We start from the raw sequence: 16,528 nt of genomic DNA, 5'->3' as shown, positions 1-16,528 counted from the left end.
ACAACCGTGTTGCAGGAGCGCACGATCCTTGTCTCAGACCGCGCGCGCGAGCAGGATCCGGGGGCTGCCCGGCACGTCGACGTAGCCCTCGAACTCCCAGCCCGCGTCGACCAGCCAGGCCTTCACGACCTCTTCGGGCCAGACCACCGTGCCGTCGAAGTTGAAGTACTCGGCGGCGTGGCGCGCGTCGAGCACGCGCTGCTCGGCGAGCAAGTCGAGGAAGAAGTCGAAGACCGCGAGGGTGCCGCCCTCAGCGGCCGAGGCGCGCAGGTTCTTGACGATCTGGCGGTTCTCTTCGTCGCTGAAGCGGTGGATGACGTGGATCGCGAGGATCAGGTCGTGCTCGCCCCCGGGAACGGCGGTGGTCGTCTCGCCGGCCTCGACCGTGATGCGGTCGGCGAGGCCGGCCGCCTCGATCTCGGGGGTGAGCATGGGGCCCGACTCGGCCGGGTACACCAGGCGCGCGGTCAGCTCGGGGTTGCGCGTGGCGAGTGCGATCGACCAGCCGGCCGTGAAGCCGCCGAAGTCAAGCACGCTGGTCGGGCCCGAGGTGGCGAACTTCTCGCCGAACCAGTGCGCGTGCAGCCCGTTGTACTGCATGACGCCGGCCATGAACATGCCCCAGCCGGCCTCGTCGAACTCGAGGGTGCCGCCCTCGTCGGCGTCGACGGTGTGGCGGTAGTGGCCGAACGCCTCGAAGCTGCCGAGCTCGAGGAAGTTCAGGAACGCGGTCAGGTCGCGCTCGCCGCCGGTGAGGTAGTCGGCGGCGTCGGCGGCGAGCTCGTAGCGGCCGTCGGTGCGCGTGAGCAGGCCTGCGGCGGCGGCGCCGTCGAGCAGGATGCGCACCTGGCGCTCGGGGTGCTCGGTCGCGGCGGCTATGTCGGCGGGGGTGTGCGCGCCGTCGGCGATCGCGCGGAACAGCCCGATGCGCGCGGCGTTGAACAGCTGCTTGGACGCCATGTAGCCGGTGGCGATGTCGAGGATGCGGGTGGGATCGGCGGTCATTGCGGTTCTCCTGTGGTGGATGTCACGACGTTGTTCTCCACGTCGAGTCGGGGCTTGCCGTCTCGAGTCTGGATGCACAACTCTACAAGTGTGGAAAAAAAAATCACAACCCGCAATGATGGACCCATGACCAACACCCTCCTCACTGTCAGGAACCTCCCGGGCGACTCCCCGGTGCTTCTCGTCCACGGGCTCGCGTCGAACGGTCGTGCCGACTGGGAGGACACCGGCCTCGTCGATGCGCTGGCTGATGCCGGGCGCGGGGCGATCGTCGTGGACCTGCCCGGCCACGGTGACGGCCCGTCGCTGGTGCGGGGCGCAGCGACCACGAGCGACATCGCCGCCGCTCTGGCCGACGCCGTCGCCGATGCGGGCCTGGAGACCGCCGACGTCATCGCGTACTCGCTGGGTGCCCGGCTCGCCTGGGCGCTCGCCGGCAGCGGACGCGTGCGCCGCCTCGTGCTCGGGGGCCTGAGCCCCATGGACCCCTTCGGCATGATCGACGTCGACGCGCTGGAGGCCACCGCGCAGGGGGCCGCCCCCGCCGACCCGATGATCGGGATGTTCGCCTCGATGCTGCACGCGCCGGGCGTCGACGCGCCCAGTGTCGTGGGCCTGATCGACGCCCTGCATGCCGAGCCGTTCGACGCGGGGGTGGATGCCCCGACCTGCCCGACGCTGTTCGTCTCGGGGTCCGACGACCCGATGGCTCAGGGGGTCGACGCGCTGGTCGCGGCCGTGCCGGGTTCGACGCTCGTGCGTGTGCCGGGCGACCACCTCGGCGCGCTCGCCTCGCCCGAGTTCCGCGCGGCCGCGGTCGGGTTCGTCACCGCGCCATAGCTCCCGCCCCGCGAGGTCGCACGGCATCTCGCGAGGTCGCACGGCATCTCGCGAGGTCGCACGGCATCTCGCGAGGTCGCACCGCATCTCGCGAGATCGCACGGCATCTCGCGAGGTCGCACCTGCTGTCGGACGGCGGGGCTCTCAGCCCGCCGGCGCGACGAACCCCAGAGACGCGTACAGGGCATGCGCGGCAGGGGACGTCCCGTCGCCGACGCGCAGCGAGAGCGTGAGGTCTCCGGCCGCGCTGCAGGCGCCGATCGCCCGCTGTACGAGCGCTCGCCCGACGCCCTGGCCCTGCCGCCCGGGCTCCACGAACAGGTCGATGATGAAGGGGCCTGGCAGGCCCTCGTCCCAGATCGAGTGCGTGGTGACGAGGATCGCGCCGATGATCACCCCGCGGTCGTCGAGCGCGACTCCACTCGCATCATCACGGAGCACGCCGTGGTCGCCCGTGAAAGTGGCATCCATCTCCGACCGTGCCTCGGCGAGGTCGGCGGCGCCGACCTGCGGGGGATAGGCCGACAGATAGATGTCCGCGAGCCGGTCGCGGTCGGCGGGTGACAGGGCGCGGATGGCGATGGATGCTGCGGCCGAAGGGCCGGGTGCGGGAAGCGCGATGATGCGCAGATCGTTCGTGTACATGGTGTTCCGTTCTTCGCGTGAGGGCATGACTGAGCGCACCGGACTCTCGCCGGCACGTCGACTCACGGACGGAACATGCCTCCCAGCATGTCAGAGGCGAACGGTCCCCGCTTGACGTCGTCGGTCCGTGGGCGCGTCAGCTCGCGGGATCGGGCGCGGGCGCCGGCGCCGCGCCCCCGGCGATGCCTCCGGGCGGGAACCACGTGCCGTCGGGGTTGACGTCGCAATCCAGCCAGAGGTCGGCCGCGGCATCCCGGATCTTCTCCGCCCCCACCCGCTCGAGCAGCGCGAGCGCGCCCAGGGCGTCGTCGAACTGCGCGATCGAGCGGCATCCGAACAGCACGTTCGCGGTCGCCGGGTTCGCGAGGCAGTAGGCGATGCCGAGCTGGGCGGGCGTGGCATCCAGCCCCTCGGCGATCTTCTGCACGGTCGGCCACGCCGCCACGATCTCGTCGCGGATGCCGCCCACATCGGCGCCGATCTTGCGCTCGGGCGCGGTCTTGCCGACGAGGATGCCGCCCTCGAAGACATCCGAGGCCTGCAGCCCCAGGCGGCCGTCGGCGAACAGCCCGCCGTAGAACGGACCCTCGGCCATCGATCGGCGCACGAGCGAGTACTTCAGCTGCGCGAAGCTCGGGGGAGTGAGCCCCTCGTCCCGCGCGAACTCGAGCGCCAGCAGCGCCTCTTCGTGCGGCCAGTTGTTGATGCCCCAGCTCGTGAAACGGCCGGCCTCGATCTCGGCGTGGATGTCGCGCACGACCCGGCGGATGTCGACCGGCGCCATGTGGTCGCCCACGACGACGGTGTCGACGGCCTCGATGCCGATGCGATCGAGCGAGGTGCGCATCCAGTCGGCGAAGCCGGTGTTCGGGTAGTCCCAGAGCCAGAGCTTGCCGCAGACGAGGTAGTCGGAGCGCTCGAGCCCGGCATCCCGCACGATCTCGCCGAACAGGATGTCGGTGCGCGCGCCCTCCGCGTGCGGGCCCATGTTGTAGTTGCCGACGTCGAAGAACGCCGCGCCGGCGTCTTTGGCTCGGTGGACGAGGGCGACGGCGTCGTCGCGCTCCATACGGTCCCAGATGTTCCACGATCCGAGCGCGAGCACGGGCACCTCGGGGCCCGCCGGGCCGAGCGTGCGGGTGGGAACGGTGTTGTCGGCCACGATGCCTCCACGGGTGTGCGATTGTTTTTCTACAACCGTATAATATCCAGACGGGGCAATCCCGATCCACCCAGCCGAAGGAGTCACAGGTGAGCACACGCACGGTCCTGATCACGGGCGGGGCAGGCGGCATCGGCCGCTTCCTCGCCGAGGCGTTCCAGTCCGCAGGGGACCGCGTCGTCCTCGTCGATCTGCCGGGGGAGAAGCTCGATGCCGCGGGTGCCGAGCTCGGCGCCGCCGTCGTCGGGGCCGACCTCACCGACGCGCAGGCGGTCGCCGGCGCGGTGACCGACGTCGTGGCCGCGCACGGCCCGATCGACGTGCTCGTCAACAACGCCGGCATCCTGCACCTGCACGGCGACGTGCTGAGCCTGCCGGTCGCCGACTACGAGACGACGATCCGCGTGAACATCCTCGGCACGTTCGCGATGACGCAGGCCGTCGCGAAGCACATGGTCGATGCCGGCACGCACGGGGCGATCGTCAACATCTCGTCGATCGGCGGACGCCAGCCCACCCCCGGCATGGGCGCCTATGAGACGAGCAAGGCCGCCGTCGATGCGCAGACCCGCTGGGCCGCCATCGAGCTGGCCGCGCACGGCATTCGCGTCAATGCGGTCGCCCCCGGCCCCGTCGACACGCCGATGATGAAGATGGGGATGCCCGAGGGCTCGCCCATGCGCGAGGCGTGGCTGGCGCGCATCCCGCTGAAGCAGATGGCCGACCCGGCGCAGGTCGCCGCGGCCGCGGTGTTCCTGGCGTCCGACGGTGCGGCCGACATCACGGGCGTCAGCCTGCCCGTCGACGGCGGTCAGCTGCTGGCCTGATCGCGCCTTCGTGAGGGGGTGGATGCCGCGACCCGCGGCATCCACCCCCTTGCTGTCTGTGCGTGTGGCGTCGGCGCTCGCTGCCCGCGGCGCGCGCCGGAAGATCCCCTCGCCCGAGGCGAGGGGATCTGCTGAGCCGAGGGCCTTTTCGCGCCATCCGGTCCTCGCGCCGGCAGATCTCCTCGCCCGAGGCGAGGGCCTTCCGCCTGCGAGCTCTCAGGTCCCTGAGCGAGCGCGGCGAGACGAAGGGCCGGTGTGCGCGCGAACACACACCGGCCCCGCGCTCCTCACCCAGTGACCCGGGAACCCGGCCTCAGCCCTCGCCGGTCGCGACGGGCTCGGCGGCCGCGTCGTACACGACCTCCCCGCCCAGATACGTCAGCTCGATGTGCAGCCCGGGCAGGCCCTGGGCACCGACGGCGTCGGGGTCGTCGGAGAGCACGACCAGGTCGGCGACCTTGCCGACCTCGAGGGTGCCCTTCCAGTCCTCGGCGTGGTCCTGCCAGGCGGGCACCGCGGTGTAGCGGCGCAGCAGCTCGTGCAGGCGCGCGCGGGGGTCGGCGGCGGGCCCGAGCAGGCGGTCGGCCGCAGCGATCTCGATGCGCCAGTCGGGTGGGAGCACGGGGGCGTCCGAACTCAGCGTGAACGGCACGCCGGCGTCGAGCAGCTCGCGGGCCGGCCAGGCCGGCGCGGGCGCCGGGCCGCCGGTGGCCGCCGCCGCCCACTCCGACGTGACGGCGGCGATGCCCGCCTGGATGGTCGCTCCCATGCCGGCGTCGGCCATCAGCGGCGCGGTCGCCGCGGGCAGCAGATCGGCGTGCACGACATAGTGCCGCAGATCGGCGGGATGCTGCGCGACGGCCTGCCGCACGGCATCCACCACCACGTCGATGGTGCGATCCCCGGTGGCGTGCACGGCCACCTGGAGTCCCGCCTCATGGGCGGCGCTGATCGCGCTGCGCAGCTGCGTCTCGCGCTCGTCGTCGTCAGCGCCGTCGAGCAGCAGTGCGCCGTGGGAGCCGTCCTCGTACTGGCCGTGGATGTAGGCGTTGCGCATGGGCGGGATGCCGTCGCCGAAGATCTTCACGCCGGCGATGCGGAAGCGCTCGGGGTCGCGCACGGCGGTGTCGGCGTCGCGGATGCCGTCGAGGATGTCCTGCGTGCGCGCGGGTCCGTCGATGAGCCCGAACACGAGCAGCAGATTGACGCGGGCGCGCAGCAGCCCTTCGGCGTCGAGTGCGCGGTACAGCGCGAGCACCGGGCGGCCGAAGCTGCCGGTGGGCCCCTCGTCCTCCCCGGGGCCGATGCCCGGCTCGGTGTAGCTCGTGATGCCCAGCGAGGCGATCAGGTCTCCGGCCTTCAGCAGCGCCTCGCGACGCTCGGCGTCGGTGGACACCAGTGCGCCCTCGCGGGGGCCGCCGGGGCCGAACAGCGTGTCGGGCCACATTCCACCCAGCCAGGAGGCGTGCAGGTGGGAATCGTTGATGCCGGGGAGCACGGCGCGGCCGTCGAGCTCGACCACGATCGTGTCGGGCCCGACGCGCTTCTCGATGTCTGCGTCCGCGCCCACCGCAACGATGCGGCCGCCGGCGACGGCGATCGCCTGGGCGCGTGTGTCGGCGGCATCGAGGACGTGGATGCTGCCGCCTCGCAGCACCAGATCCGCGCGGGTGTCGTCATTGATCACGCGTTCCTCTTCTCGCTTGTGTCACGTTGTGTCAACGTATGTAGACTAAACCACACGCCGCGAAGGAGTGACAACTCCTCCGCACCGGAAGAGACCGGAAGAAAAGGAATTGCGATGACGCTTCCCACCTCCACACGAGCCGCCGTCCTCGTCGAGCACGGCGCACCGCTCGAGCTGCAGGATCTGCCGCTGCCCGAGACGATCGAGCCCGGTGCCGCACTGGTGCGGCTGGTGTGCTCGACGCTGTGCGGCACCGACATCGAGATCTGGGAGGGCAAGATGAGCTTCCCCGGCATACTGCCGATGGTGCTCGGGCACGAGATGGTCGGCGAGGTGATCGCGGTGGGCCCGGGAGCCCATGACGCCACCGGACGCGCGCTCGAGGTCGGCCAGCGCATCGGCTGGTCCGAGTCGGTCTGCGGCCAGTGCTACGGCTGCACCGTGCTGCGCGAGCCGGTGTTCTGCCAGCGCCGCGGCTACGGCTTCATGCAGCGCAGCGATGTGCCCCCGTACGCCACGGCCGGGCTGTCGGAGTACGCCTACGTCACCCCCGGCGCGCAGAAGCTGATCCTGCCCGACGAGGTCAAGGACGCCTGGGCCGCCATGGCGGGATGCGCGGCCAAGACCGTGCTGCGCGGCTTCGACCGCGCCGGCGGCATCCGCGTCGGCGACACCGTCGTCGTGCAGGGCGCGGGCGCGCTCGGCGTATTCGCCACCGCGGTCGCGAAGATCTCCGGTGCCTCGAAGGTCATCACCGTCGGCGGTCCCGACCAGCGCCTCGAGATCGCGAAGCAGTTCGGCGCCGACCACACGGTCGACATCTCCGCGGGCAGCGAGGGCATCGTGCAGCAGGTGATGGAGCTCACCGGCGGCGCCGGCGCGAACGTCGTCATCGACGTCGCGGGCGCCCCCAGCGTCGGCCCCGAGGCCATCGGCATGGCCGCCGCCCGCGGCACCTTCGTCGTGATCGGCAGCACCGGCCCGGTCGGCGAGCCGTTCCCGCTCTCGGGGATCATGGGCAAGGAGCTGACCGTCGTGGGCTCGATCAACGGCGACGTGTCGGACTACTTCCACGCCATCGAGTTCTTCCGCGCCTTCGCCGACCGTTACGACTGGGACGCGCTGTTCAGTGCGCCGGTCGGGCTCACCGAGGCGTCCGAGTGCATCGTGCACATGCACGAGCAGACCGAACTGAAGGCCGTCGTCGACCCGCGTCTGGGCTGACGGCACGCAGAGAGGAGACATCATGACCGCGACCGTCCCGCGCCGCGCACTGGGCGACGCCGGCTTCGACGTGCCGGCCCTCGCCCTGGGCTCGTGGCACACCTACGACCGTATGGACTTCGAAGACGCCGTCACGCTGCTGGGCACCGCGATCGAGCACGGGGTGAACCTGTTCGACGTGGGCGTATACGGGTTCCCGGGCATGCAGCCCCCGGCCATCACCGACGTGCTGTTCTCGGCGATCATCCGCGGCGTGGGCGCACCCCGCGAGAGCTGGCTGCTGTCCGAGAAGGTGTGGACCGACGCCTACGACGGCGGCTTCGCGCCGCAGCTCGAGCGCGCGCTGTTCCGCGTGGGAACCGACCACGCCGACCTCGTCGTGCTCGGCGACATCCACCGCGACGACCTGACCATGCGCCAGATCGCCACCGCGATGCAGGAGCTCGTCGACACGGGCCTGACCCGCGCCTGGGGCGTGAACAACTGGTCGGCCGGCAACATCGCCGAGCTGCGTCGCATCGCGGCCGACGAGGGCCTCGTCCCCCCGGCGTTCGCGCAGCTGAAGTACTCGGTCGCACGCCGGTCGATCCCCGACGGCGAGCCGTTCGCGCGGCTGTTCGCCGACGGGTTCGTGTTCGAGGCCTCCGACTGCCTCGAGGGCGGCTACCTCGCCGGGCGCACCGACCTCACCCGTGAGGTGGGCCGTGACCCGGGCGACGTGCGCGCGACGCTGCTCGAGAGTCTGCCCGAGTACGTCGCGACGGCCGAGCGGCTCGGCACCACGCCCGCACGACTCGCGATCGCCTTCACGCTCACGCATCCGGCGAACGTGACGACCCTGTTCGGCGCCACCAAGCTGAGCCAGCTCGAAGACAACCTCGCCGCGTTCGAGCTCGTCGAGCGCATCGGCACCGCCGAGCTCCGCGCGGCGGTCGATCCGTTCTGGGCCGACAAGGGCGTCGTCGACCCCGAAGGACCGTGAGGGGATGCCGGTGCCCGCCGTCTCGGCCGGGCACCGGCATCCCTCATCTTGATCTTCCGGGCCGCACGGCCCGCCCCTGCGCGACGATGCGCACCCGCGGGCGTGCCCGCGTTCTCAGAGTGGAGAAGGAATGACCGAGTATGTGAAGGCGCCGCCGGTGCCGTACGACCCCGCGCTGCTGGCGGGCATGGAGATGATGCGGCAGTTGTTCGAGCCGGTGCCGCTGCGCGCCGACACGATCGTGCCCAGCCGCGAGCACGTCGACCGGATCATCGGCGCCGATCTCGCTCCGATGGTGGGCGACGCGCCGGTCGTGGTCGAAGAGGTGTCGATCCCCGGGCCGTCGGAGGGCGACCCCGAGGTGCGCCTGACGATCGTGCGCCCGAAGGAGCAGACCGAGGGCGCCCCGGGCCTGTATGCGATCCACGGCGGCGGCATGGTGCTGGGCAACCGCTTCATGGCCGCGGGCGCTCTCGTGCCTCTCGTGCTCGAGTTCGGCGCGGTCGGTGTTTCGGTCGAGTACCGGCTCGCCCCTGAGGATCCCTGGCCCGCCGGCGTCGAGGACTGCTACGCGGGCCTGGTCTGGTTCGCCGCGCATGCGGCCGAGCTGGGCGTCGACCCTGAGCGGATCCTCGTGATGGGCTCGTCCGCCGGCGGGGGGCTGTCGGCGGCCGTCGCACTGCTCGCGCGCGACCGCAAGGGCCCGCAGCTCGTCGGCCAGCTGCTGGACGCCCCGATGATCGACGACCGCAACACGTCGGTGTCCACCCGGCAGTACGACCTCATCGGCGTCTGGGACCGCAACAACAACGACACCGCGTGGACCGCGCTGCTGGGGGAGGATGCCGGCACCGACCGTGTGCACTGGTCGGCCGCGCCGGCGCGCGCCGAGGATCTCGCCGACCTGCCCCCGGCGTTCATCGAGGTGGGCGCGGCCGAGATCTTCCGCGTCGAGGCCGTGGACTACGCGTCGCGCATCTGGGCCGCCGGCGGCCAGGCCGAGCTGCACGTGTGGGCGGGCGCGCACCACGGGTTCAGCGGGTTCTCGCCCGAGGCGATCGTCAGCCGCGCCGCGAACGATGCGCGGCTGAGCTGGCTGCGGCGGATCCTCGGTTAGCCCGGTGCGCGGCCGGGCCCGGGAGGCATCAGCTCTCGGACGCGGCCGCGGCCGGCGCACCCAGCCGCTCGAAGAAGCCGTCGATCATCGCCTCGATGCTGGCACGGTCGGCGAAGCCGGGCGCGATGGCGCTGAGCACGGTGGCCCCGACGTTCATGTAGATCATCTCGCGCACGATCTCTTCGTCGCTCGCGTCGGTGTGGATGAGCCCCTGCGCGCGGCACTGGGCGATCAGGCTCAGCGAGTCGGATCGCCACCCGGCGAGGTGCCCCTGGTAGGCGTCGCGGATGTCGGTGGACGACAGTCCGCGCTCCCAGAACGCGAGCAGCACACGCGCCGACTCGCGCGACTCGTCGTCCAGCGGCATCGTCGCCGTGACGATCGCGCGGAACGCATCGATGCCGGTCAGGCCCTTCGTCGACTCGGTGAGCCGCTCGACGATGCGATCCATCGACAGCTGGTACGCGCCCTTGATGATGTCGTCTTTGCCGGGGAAGTAGTGCTTGAGGGCGCCGTTGGCGAAGCCCGCCTCCGAGGCGATCTCGCGCATGGTCGCGGCCTCCAGCCCTCCCTTGACGATCAGCTTCCAGGTCACGTCGATGATGTCGCGGCGGCGCTGATCGTGGTCGATGGCTTTGGGCATGGCGGTGGACGGCTCCGTTCGTGCGCGGTGGTTTCCCAGTGTATGACCGCGTCGCCGCGGAGAGGGGTCCTGTCGCGCCGCGCCGCGGGAACCCTCCCATTCTATTTCCTACACGCGGAGAGGCTGCGCCGCCGGCCTCCGCGCTCCTCGCGGTCGGACGGGGTGCGAGGAAGGTGGGATGGTGCGGGATGCCGCGGCCCGCGGCATCCCGCACCGGCTCAGTGCCCGCAGTGGCAGCCGGCTCCGCCGCCGCAGCACGAGGCGTCGCCGGACGCATGGGCCTGGCTCGACTCGGGCACGTCCATCGCGGGGTTGCGGTCGAGGAAGCCGTAGGGCTTGAACCAGAATCCGGCGTAGTCGACGGGCATGATCGGCCAGTCCTCGGTGCGCGGGATGTGCGTGAGCCCGAACGTGTGCCACAGCACGAAGTCCGTTCCGTCGATGGACCGGTCGCCCGCCGAATAGGCGGGCAGTCCCGCGCCGCCCTGGTGGGCGTTCGGGTAGCGGCCGCCGGGCCAGAGCTGTCCGGGCTCATAGGCCGTCGCCCACACGTGCTTGGTCGCGAAGGTCGCGCGGGCGGCCACCGACGAGGCGGGGTCGGCCATCAGCAGCGCCGTGGGCTGCGGGATCAGGTGGTACGCGGTCGGCGCGCCGGTGTAATTGGTCTTCGAGGCCGACTGCACCTCCCACACGCGCGCGACCGAGGCGTCGGCCTCGCGCTGCGCCTGCTGCTCGGTGGCGAGCGTCGTGGCGGTCCAGGTGAAGGCGTTGCCGAACGGGTTCTCCTCGCCCATCGGGATGCGCGCCGCGTCGATCTCGACGAGACGGTTGTCTTCGCCGTCGATCGCGACGTCCAGCCGCGCGCAGAACAGGTGCTGGTGCACGGGGGCGAACACGCCCGGGGCGATCTCGTTCGCGTGCGGGTTCGCGCTGCCCGGTTCGCCGGCGCCGACGAACACGATGCCGGTGGCCTTCGCCTCGACCTGGATCGACCCGTCCAGGTAGAAGTACCAGTAGAAGCCGTAGTCGTAGTTGCCGACGGTCGAGAAGTACGAGACCACCAGGCGTCGCGAGCGGCGCACCTCGGCGCCGACCGGTCCCTGCTCGGTGTGCTTCCAGAGGATGCCGTAGTCCTCCTCGTGCATGCACACCACGTTCGGGATCTGCACGGCGTGGCCGTGGTCGTCGGCGACGTAGCCGTCGAAGTAGCGGATGACGCCCAGGCAGTCGCAGCCGAGCTCGAGGTGGTTCGCGTTCTTCCCCAGCAGGTACTCGCCGGCGTCGAAGTAGCTGATCCAGAACCGGGTGTTGCTGGTGTCGCCGTAGGGCACCACCATCTCGGGCACGCTCGCGCGTGCGAGCACCGGCCGGTCGTCGAAGCGCACGTCGTGCAGCACGAGTCCCTCGCGGGCGTTGAAGCCCACGCGCAGCGACCAGTTCTCCCACTGCACGTGCGAGCCGTCGACGTGGAAGCTCGGCCCCTCGGGCTGTGTGATCTCGATCGGCTTCAGCGTGGTGCGCACCGGCCCCACCGCGTCGCCGGTGTACTGCCCGCTGCCGGTGGGGACGGGCACGTCGCCCTCGTCCTCGATGCCGATGACCTCGTTCTTGACGAGGTCGATGTGCACGATCAGTCCCTCGACCGGGTGCGCCCACGGGATGTCGTCCTCGCTGTCGCGCAGGAACGTCAGAGAGCGGATGACGCGCCGCCCGACCTCGTTCGCCCGGCCCACGAACCCCGGCGCGAGCGGCGAGCAGAACGCGAGCTCGATGCGGTCCTCGAGGCCGCGCCGGCGCATGGCGGCCTGCCATTCGGGGGAGGCCTTGACGATCCCCTCGGCGCGCTCGTACTCCTCGAACAGATACTGCGGCTGGCCGTAGGGCGCCTCGGATGCGTCGTGCTCGCGCGTGGAGACGACCTCGCCGCGAGTGACCGAGACGACGGCCTCGACGACGCGGCCGGTCGCGGCATCCATCAGCGTCACGTCCACCCGCCGGTCGATCTCATCTCCCGGAGCCCACGCCGCCAGCTCGGCCTTGGTCGGCTCGTCGGGCAGCAGCATCGGCACGCGCCAGGTCTCGCCCAGAAGGCCCGCCGCCACGAGGATCTCGCGGGCGCGATCGATCTCGGCGCCGGTGAGCGGATCGAGGGGATGCTGCGGTGCGGGGCTGTGCTCGGAATGCGTCATTGCGGATCCTCTCCGGAGCGTGCGCGGGCGCGCACGGAAGTTTGAGCGATTGCTCAATAATACTCCGGGTCGGGCGCCGAGGCCACTCTGCCCTCGGCGCGAGCGGGCATCCATCGCCGGTCGGCAGGCCGTCGTCGAAGGGATGCCGCGGGTGCGGCATGATCGGAGGGTGCCCAAACGCGTCGATCCCACCGAGCGCCGTGCGCTCATCGTCGACGCGTACCTGCGCATCGTCGCGCGCGGCGGGGTCGCCGCGGCCACCAGCCGCGCGATCGCGGAGGAGGCCGGGATCGCCGCCGGTGCCCTCTGGCACCACTTCGACGGCCTCGACGACGTCGTGCGCGCCGCGTTCGAGCGGGTCTACGGGGAGAGCGACGCGCGCATCCGCGCGGCGGTCGACGGGCATCGGGGACTTGCCGCCGTGCACGCGATGATCGGCGAGATCGTCCCGCACGACGCGCAGACCCGCAACGAGGCGACCGTGGTCGTGAGCTTCTGGGGGCTGCTGCCCGCGCACGAGAGCTTCCGCGAGCTCACCCGCCGCGTCGAGCGCGAGTGGGGCGCGGGCCTGGCCCGGCATCTCGACGAGGCGGTGTCCGACGGCGACCTCGTCGCGGCCACGCCCGTGCAGGCGCTCGCCGATGCGCTGCTCGCGGTGTGCGACGCCCTGCAGCTGCGCGAGGTGCAGGCGTCCGACTCGGGGAAGACCCGTCGTCGCACCGAGCTGATCGAGCGACTGCTGGCGGCCTGGGCTGTGGGGCGCTGAGGGCGTGCCGACGCCGGGGCGGAAGCGGATCGTCCGCGCGGTCGAACGGGCGGCCGCACGCGACGGATTCGACCTGGATCCGGGGCAGCGCGCCCTTCTCCACCGGATCGCCGAGCTGGGCGAGCGCCCGGGCGCACGAGGTCTGTACGTGCACGGGGCCCCCGGTCGGGGGAAGTCCTGGCTGGCGGACGCCTTCTATGCCGCCCTTCCGACCGAGCGGAAGACGCGCGTGCACTTCCACGGCTTCTTCGACGCGCTGAACCGCCGCATCTACCGCCATCTCGGCGAACCCGACGCCGTCGAGCGCGCGATCGATGACCTCATCGACGACGCGGTGTTCCTCCTGTTCGATGAGCTGCACGTGCCCGACTCCGGCGACGCCCGGCTTCTGAACCGGGTGCTCGCGCACGTGTTCGACCGCGGGCTCACCGTCTTCGCGACCTCGAACCATGCGCCGGAGGACCTCCTCCCCGACCCGAACTGGCACCACGTCTTCGAGCCGGGCATCGCGCTGGTCACCGAGAACATGGACGTCTGGAAGCTCGACGGCCCGACCGACTACCGCGCCCTCGTGGAGCGCCATGACCGCGGGTTCGCCGCCGGCAGCTGGACCCGTGTGCGGCCCGGTGGCCCGCCGGACGAGCGCGAGGCGACGCTCACGGTCGCCGGACGGACGTTCGCGGTGGTCGCGGCCGACGACGGCGAACTGGTCGCCACGTTCGCGCAGCTGTGCGAGGCGGTGACCGCGACCGTCGAGTTCCTGCGGTGGACGCGGGAGTTCCCACGCTGGACGATCACCGGGATCCCGTCGTTCGACGCCGTCGACCCCCAGGCGCAGCAGCGCTTCCTGAATCTCGTCGACGTGCTCGTCGATGCCGACGTGCGCGTCGACTTCTCCTCGGCCGTCGATCTGCAGGGGTTCCTCGCGGCCGCCGGCGGCCGGCCCGACGCGATCCGGATGGTCAGCCGTCTCCGGCTCCTGCAGACCTCTCCCGCGCCGGACGCCGCTCGCGCCGCGCACGACTGAGCCGCGGCGGGTGCCGCGCCTCCGGGAGCCGAAGGGCGCCTGGCCGGGGCCGGCCCGCGGCATCCCGCCTCAGGCCTCGACGACGGCGATCGGGGCCGTACCCGGTCCGATGCCGCGCGCTGCCGGACGCACCGCGACCCAGGCGACGACGACGCCGACGAGGGATGCCGCGGTCATGGCCGCCGCCATGATGACGGCCGTCGTGCCCCACGACGAGATGATCGGCGCGACGATCGGGCCGACGACGAACGACGACATCCCCATGACCGCCGCGGCCGTGCCGGCGCGCGCGCCGTGGTGGGTGAGGGCGAGCGTCGTGCCGTTCGGTCCCGACAGGCCCACGCAGAACATGAAGAGCACGAGCGCCGCCACGATGAAGCCGAGACGCGCGCCCGCGAGTGCCAGTGCGAGGAGGGCGACGGTGGATGCCGCGGTCGCGGTCGCGCCCAGCAGGTAGACGCGCTGCGGGGTCATCCGGGCGACGATGAGGCGGCTGCACTGCCCGCCGACGATGTTCGCGACGGCGTTCGCGGCGAACACGAAGCTGAACAGCTGCGGGGTGAGGCCGAACTCCTGCTCGAGCACGAAGCTCGACATCGACAGGTACGCGAAGAAGCCGACGCCGGCGGTGGCCGAGACCACGAGCACCGCGACGAACAGGCGGTCGCGCAGGACGGCGCCCACGTGCGTGCGCAGCGCGGCGAAGCCGCCGCCGTGGCGGCCAGCGGGGGAGAGGGTCTCGGGCAGCCCGAAGACGACCAGGGCGATGAGTGCCGTGCCGACGCCGGTGAGCACCCAAAACACCCCGCGCCAGTCCATGAACAGCGCGAGCTGCCCGCCGATGAGCGGGGCGATGACGGGTGCGGAGCCGGAGACGAGCCCCAGCATCGACAGCATGCGCGACAGCTCGACGCCGCGGAACATGTCGCGGGCGACGGCCATCGAGATCACGAGCCCGGCCGACCCCGCGATCCCCTGAAGGAACCGCGCGATCAGCAGGATGTCGATCGACGGGGCCACGGCGCACGCCGCCGACAGCACGGCGAACGCGGCGACGCCGATGACGAGGGGACGGCGCCGGCCGAACCGGTCGCTCAGCGGGCCGGCGATCAGCTGCCCGAGACCGAGCCCGATCATGCACGCCGACATCGTCCACTGCGCGAGGGCATCCGGCGCGTCGAAGCTGCGGGCCAGATGCGGGAGCTGCGGCATGTAGACGTCCATCGACAGCGGACCGAACGCCTCCAGCACGCCGAGCACCAGCATCGCGCGCAGCACCGACATGCGCACCGGCGGCGCCTCCGCCGCGGTCACGAGACGTCGAGGATGCGCCGCAGCCACGACGAGCGCGTGGCCAGGGCCGCCTGCGCCAGCGCGCTGCCGGGCATGTACATGTCGAAGCCGTGCGAGCCGCCCGACCAGACGTGCAGCTCGGCCTGGCCGCCCACGGCCCAGATGCGCGAGGCGTACTCGACGTCCTCGTCGCGGAACATCTCGGCCGACCCCACCTCGATGAACGCCGGGGGCAGGTTCGACAGGTCGGCCGCCCGCGACGGCGCACAGTAGGCGGGTGCGTCGGTCGAGAAGGCGAGGTCGTCGCCGAGCACGCACGACCACGCGAGCAGGTTCGCGTCGCGCTGCCAGGTGCCGATGCCGTCGTACTGCAGGCTCGAGACGGTGCTGTTGGTGTTGTCGATCATCGGGCACAGCAGCAGTTGCCCGGCCATCTGCGGCCCCTTGCGATCCCGCGCCATGAGCGCGACCGCGGCGCTGAACCCGCCGCCGGCCGAGCCGCCCATCACGACGATCCGCTCGGGGTCGACGCCCAGCTCGTCGGCGTTCTCGGTGAGCCACACGAAGCCCGCGTAGCAGTCCTCGGCGCCGGCGGGGAAGGGGTTCTCGGGTGCGAGGCGGTACTCGACGTTGACACCGACGACGCCGAGCTCGGCGACGATGTCGATGACGCGGCCGGCCTCCCACGAACGGTGGCCGACGATCATGCCGCCGCCGTGGATGTTGTAGACGGCAGGCAGCGCCCGGTCCTCGGTGCCGCGCGGGCGGTAGATCGTGACCTCGATGTCGGAGGCGCCCGCCGGTCCGGGGATGACCCGGTCCTGCCAGTCGATCGCCCGGTCCCCGATGATCTCGTCGTTGCCGGGGAAGGGCATCGCCGGCCCACCGCGCAGCGTCTCGCGGGTCAGCGGCGGCATCTGCGGCATGGCGTCGAGCGCGGCCTGGATCTCGGGGTCGAACGGGACGGGAGCGTGCTGCGGGGCGCCGACGGCGACGGGAGTGGTCATGAGGGTCCTTCCTTGGACGCAGATGCCGTGAGACGGATTTTCCACCAGTGTAGACGAAAGTGTCGGTCGGTGAGCGAGCCGAGGGCGAGTCGAAACGCATCGGCACCCCGCAAT

Annotated in this window: 15 protein-coding genes; 7 read left to right on the top strand and 8 right to left on the bottom strand. The window is 71.6% G+C overall.

All coding sequences use genetic code 11. The annotated features are described in order from the left end of the window. Positions 1-33 precede the first annotated feature (33 nt). On the bottom strand, positions 34-1,005 hold the full coding sequence (locus ABMQ42_RS05660; protein ID WP_349721879.1) for a methyltransferase family protein: 972 nt from the start codon (positions 1,003-1,005) through the stop codon (positions 34-36). 126 nt (positions 1,006-1,131) lie between these two features. Here ABMQ42_RS05660 and ABMQ42_RS05655 point away from each other — a divergent pair, with 126 nt between their 5' ends. Next, entirely contained in the window at positions 1,132-1,845 is a 714-nt protein-coding gene (locus ABMQ42_RS05655) for an alpha/beta fold hydrolase (protein WP_349721878.1), read from the top strand. A 144-nt stretch (positions 1,846-1,989) separates the two neighbouring features. On the opposite strand, the gene ABMQ42_RS05650 is transcribed toward ABMQ42_RS05655, so the two are convergent. After that, on the bottom strand, positions 1,990-2,490 hold the full coding sequence (locus ABMQ42_RS05650) for a GNAT family N-acetyltransferase (RefSeq protein ID WP_349721877.1): 501 nt from the start codon (positions 2,488-2,490) through the stop codon (positions 1,990-1,992). Positions 2,491-2,626: 136 nt separating this feature from the next. Beyond that, entirely contained in the window at positions 2,627-3,652 is a 1,026-nt protein-coding gene (locus tag ABMQ42_RS05645) for an aldo/keto reductase (RefSeq protein WP_349721876.1), read from the bottom strand. 89 nt (positions 3,653-3,741) lie between these two features. On the opposite strand from ABMQ42_RS05645, the gene ABMQ42_RS05640 reads away from it, so the two are divergent. Continuing rightward, positions 3,742-4,479, top strand: a complete 738-nt coding sequence (locus tag ABMQ42_RS05640) for an SDR family NAD(P)-dependent oxidoreductase (RefSeq protein WP_349721875.1) — start codon at positions 3,742-3,744, stop codon at positions 4,477-4,479. 313 nt (positions 4,480-4,792) lie between these two features. On the opposite strand, the gene ABMQ42_RS05635 is transcribed toward ABMQ42_RS05640, so the two are convergent. Next, the gene (locus ABMQ42_RS05635; RefSeq protein WP_349721874.1) at positions 4,793-6,166 is read right to left on the bottom strand and encodes an amidohydrolase; all 1,374 of its coding nucleotides are present in this window, start codon (positions 6,164-6,166) and stop codon (positions 4,793-4,795) included. Between the two features lie 114 nt (positions 6,167-6,280). On the opposite strand from ABMQ42_RS05635, the gene ABMQ42_RS05630 reads away from it, so the two are divergent. The 3 genes from ABMQ42_RS05630 to ABMQ42_RS05620 all read left to right on the top strand — a co-directional run bounded on the left by ABMQ42_RS05630 (position 6,281) and on the right by ABMQ42_RS05620 (position 9,489). Then, entirely contained in the window at positions 6,281-7,390 is a 1,110-nt protein-coding gene (locus ABMQ42_RS05630) for a zinc-binding dehydrogenase (protein WP_349721873.1), read from the top strand. A 22-nt stretch (positions 7,391-7,412) separates the two neighbouring features. Next, positions 7,413-8,372, top strand: a complete 960-nt coding sequence (locus ABMQ42_RS05625; protein ID WP_349721872.1) for an aldo/keto reductase — start codon at positions 7,413-7,415, stop codon at positions 8,370-8,372. 130 nt (positions 8,373-8,502) lie between these two features. Further along, positions 8,503-9,489, top strand: coding sequence for an alpha/beta hydrolase (locus ABMQ42_RS05620; RefSeq protein WP_349721871.1), 987 nt, complete (start codon positions 8,503-8,505; stop codon positions 9,487-9,489). 28 nt (positions 9,490-9,517) lie between these two features. Here the strand turns inward: ABMQ42_RS05620 and ABMQ42_RS05615 are convergent, their stop codons facing one another. Together ABMQ42_RS05615 and ABMQ42_RS05610 are read right to left on the bottom strand one after the other, a co-directional pair. Continuing rightward, positions 9,518-10,132: a TetR/AcrR family transcriptional regulator gene (locus tag ABMQ42_RS05615; protein WP_349721870.1), complete on the bottom strand. Its 615-nt coding sequence runs from the start codon at positions 10,130-10,132 to the stop codon at positions 9,518-9,520. Between the two features lie 218 nt (positions 10,133-10,350). After that, the gene (locus tag ABMQ42_RS05610; RefSeq protein ID WP_349721869.1) at positions 10,351-12,321 is read right to left on the bottom strand and encodes a primary-amine oxidase; all 1,971 of its coding nucleotides are present in this window, start codon (positions 12,319-12,321) and stop codon (positions 10,351-10,353) included. 169 nt (positions 12,322-12,490) lie between these two features. On the opposite strand from ABMQ42_RS05610, the gene ABMQ42_RS05605 reads away from it, so the two are divergent. Continuing rightward, positions 12,491-13,087 (top strand): TetR family transcriptional regulator C-terminal domain-containing protein, encoded by a 597-nt coding sequence (locus ABMQ42_RS05605; protein WP_349721868.1) that lies wholly within the window; start codon positions 12,491-12,493, stop codon positions 13,085-13,087. A 4-nt stretch (positions 13,088-13,091) separates the two neighbouring features. Further along, the gene (gene zapE / locus ABMQ42_RS05600) at positions 13,092-14,114 is read left to right on the top strand and encodes a cell division protein ZapE (RefSeq protein ID WP_349721867.1); all 1,023 of its coding nucleotides are present in this window, start codon (positions 13,092-13,094) and stop codon (positions 14,112-14,114) included. A gap of 69 nt (positions 14,115-14,183) precedes the next feature. On the opposite strand, the gene ABMQ42_RS05595 is transcribed toward zapE, so the two are convergent. Both ABMQ42_RS05595 and ABMQ42_RS05590 read right to left on the bottom strand, forming a co-directional pair. Then, a complete protein-coding gene (locus tag ABMQ42_RS05595; protein WP_349721866.1) occupies positions 14,184-15,428 on the bottom strand; it encodes a multidrug effflux MFS transporter in 1,245 nt (414 codons plus the stop codon). Then, positions 15,425-16,414, bottom strand: a complete 990-nt coding sequence (locus ABMQ42_RS05590; RefSeq protein ID WP_349721865.1) for an alpha/beta hydrolase — start codon at positions 16,412-16,414, stop codon at positions 15,425-15,427. The genes ABMQ42_RS05595 and ABMQ42_RS05590 overlap by 4 nt, the downstream gene beginning before the upstream one ends. Positions 16,415-16,528: the final 114 nt, after the last annotated feature.

The sequence above is a fragment of the Microbacterium sp. KR10-403 genome, assembly GCF_040196215.1.
In the GTDB taxonomy this organism is placed as follows: Bacteria; Actinomycetota; Actinomycetes; order Actinomycetales; family Microbacteriaceae; genus Microbacterium.
Note: the sequence above shows the minus strand (reverse complement) of the source record. Positions and strands in the feature narration are given on the sequence as shown.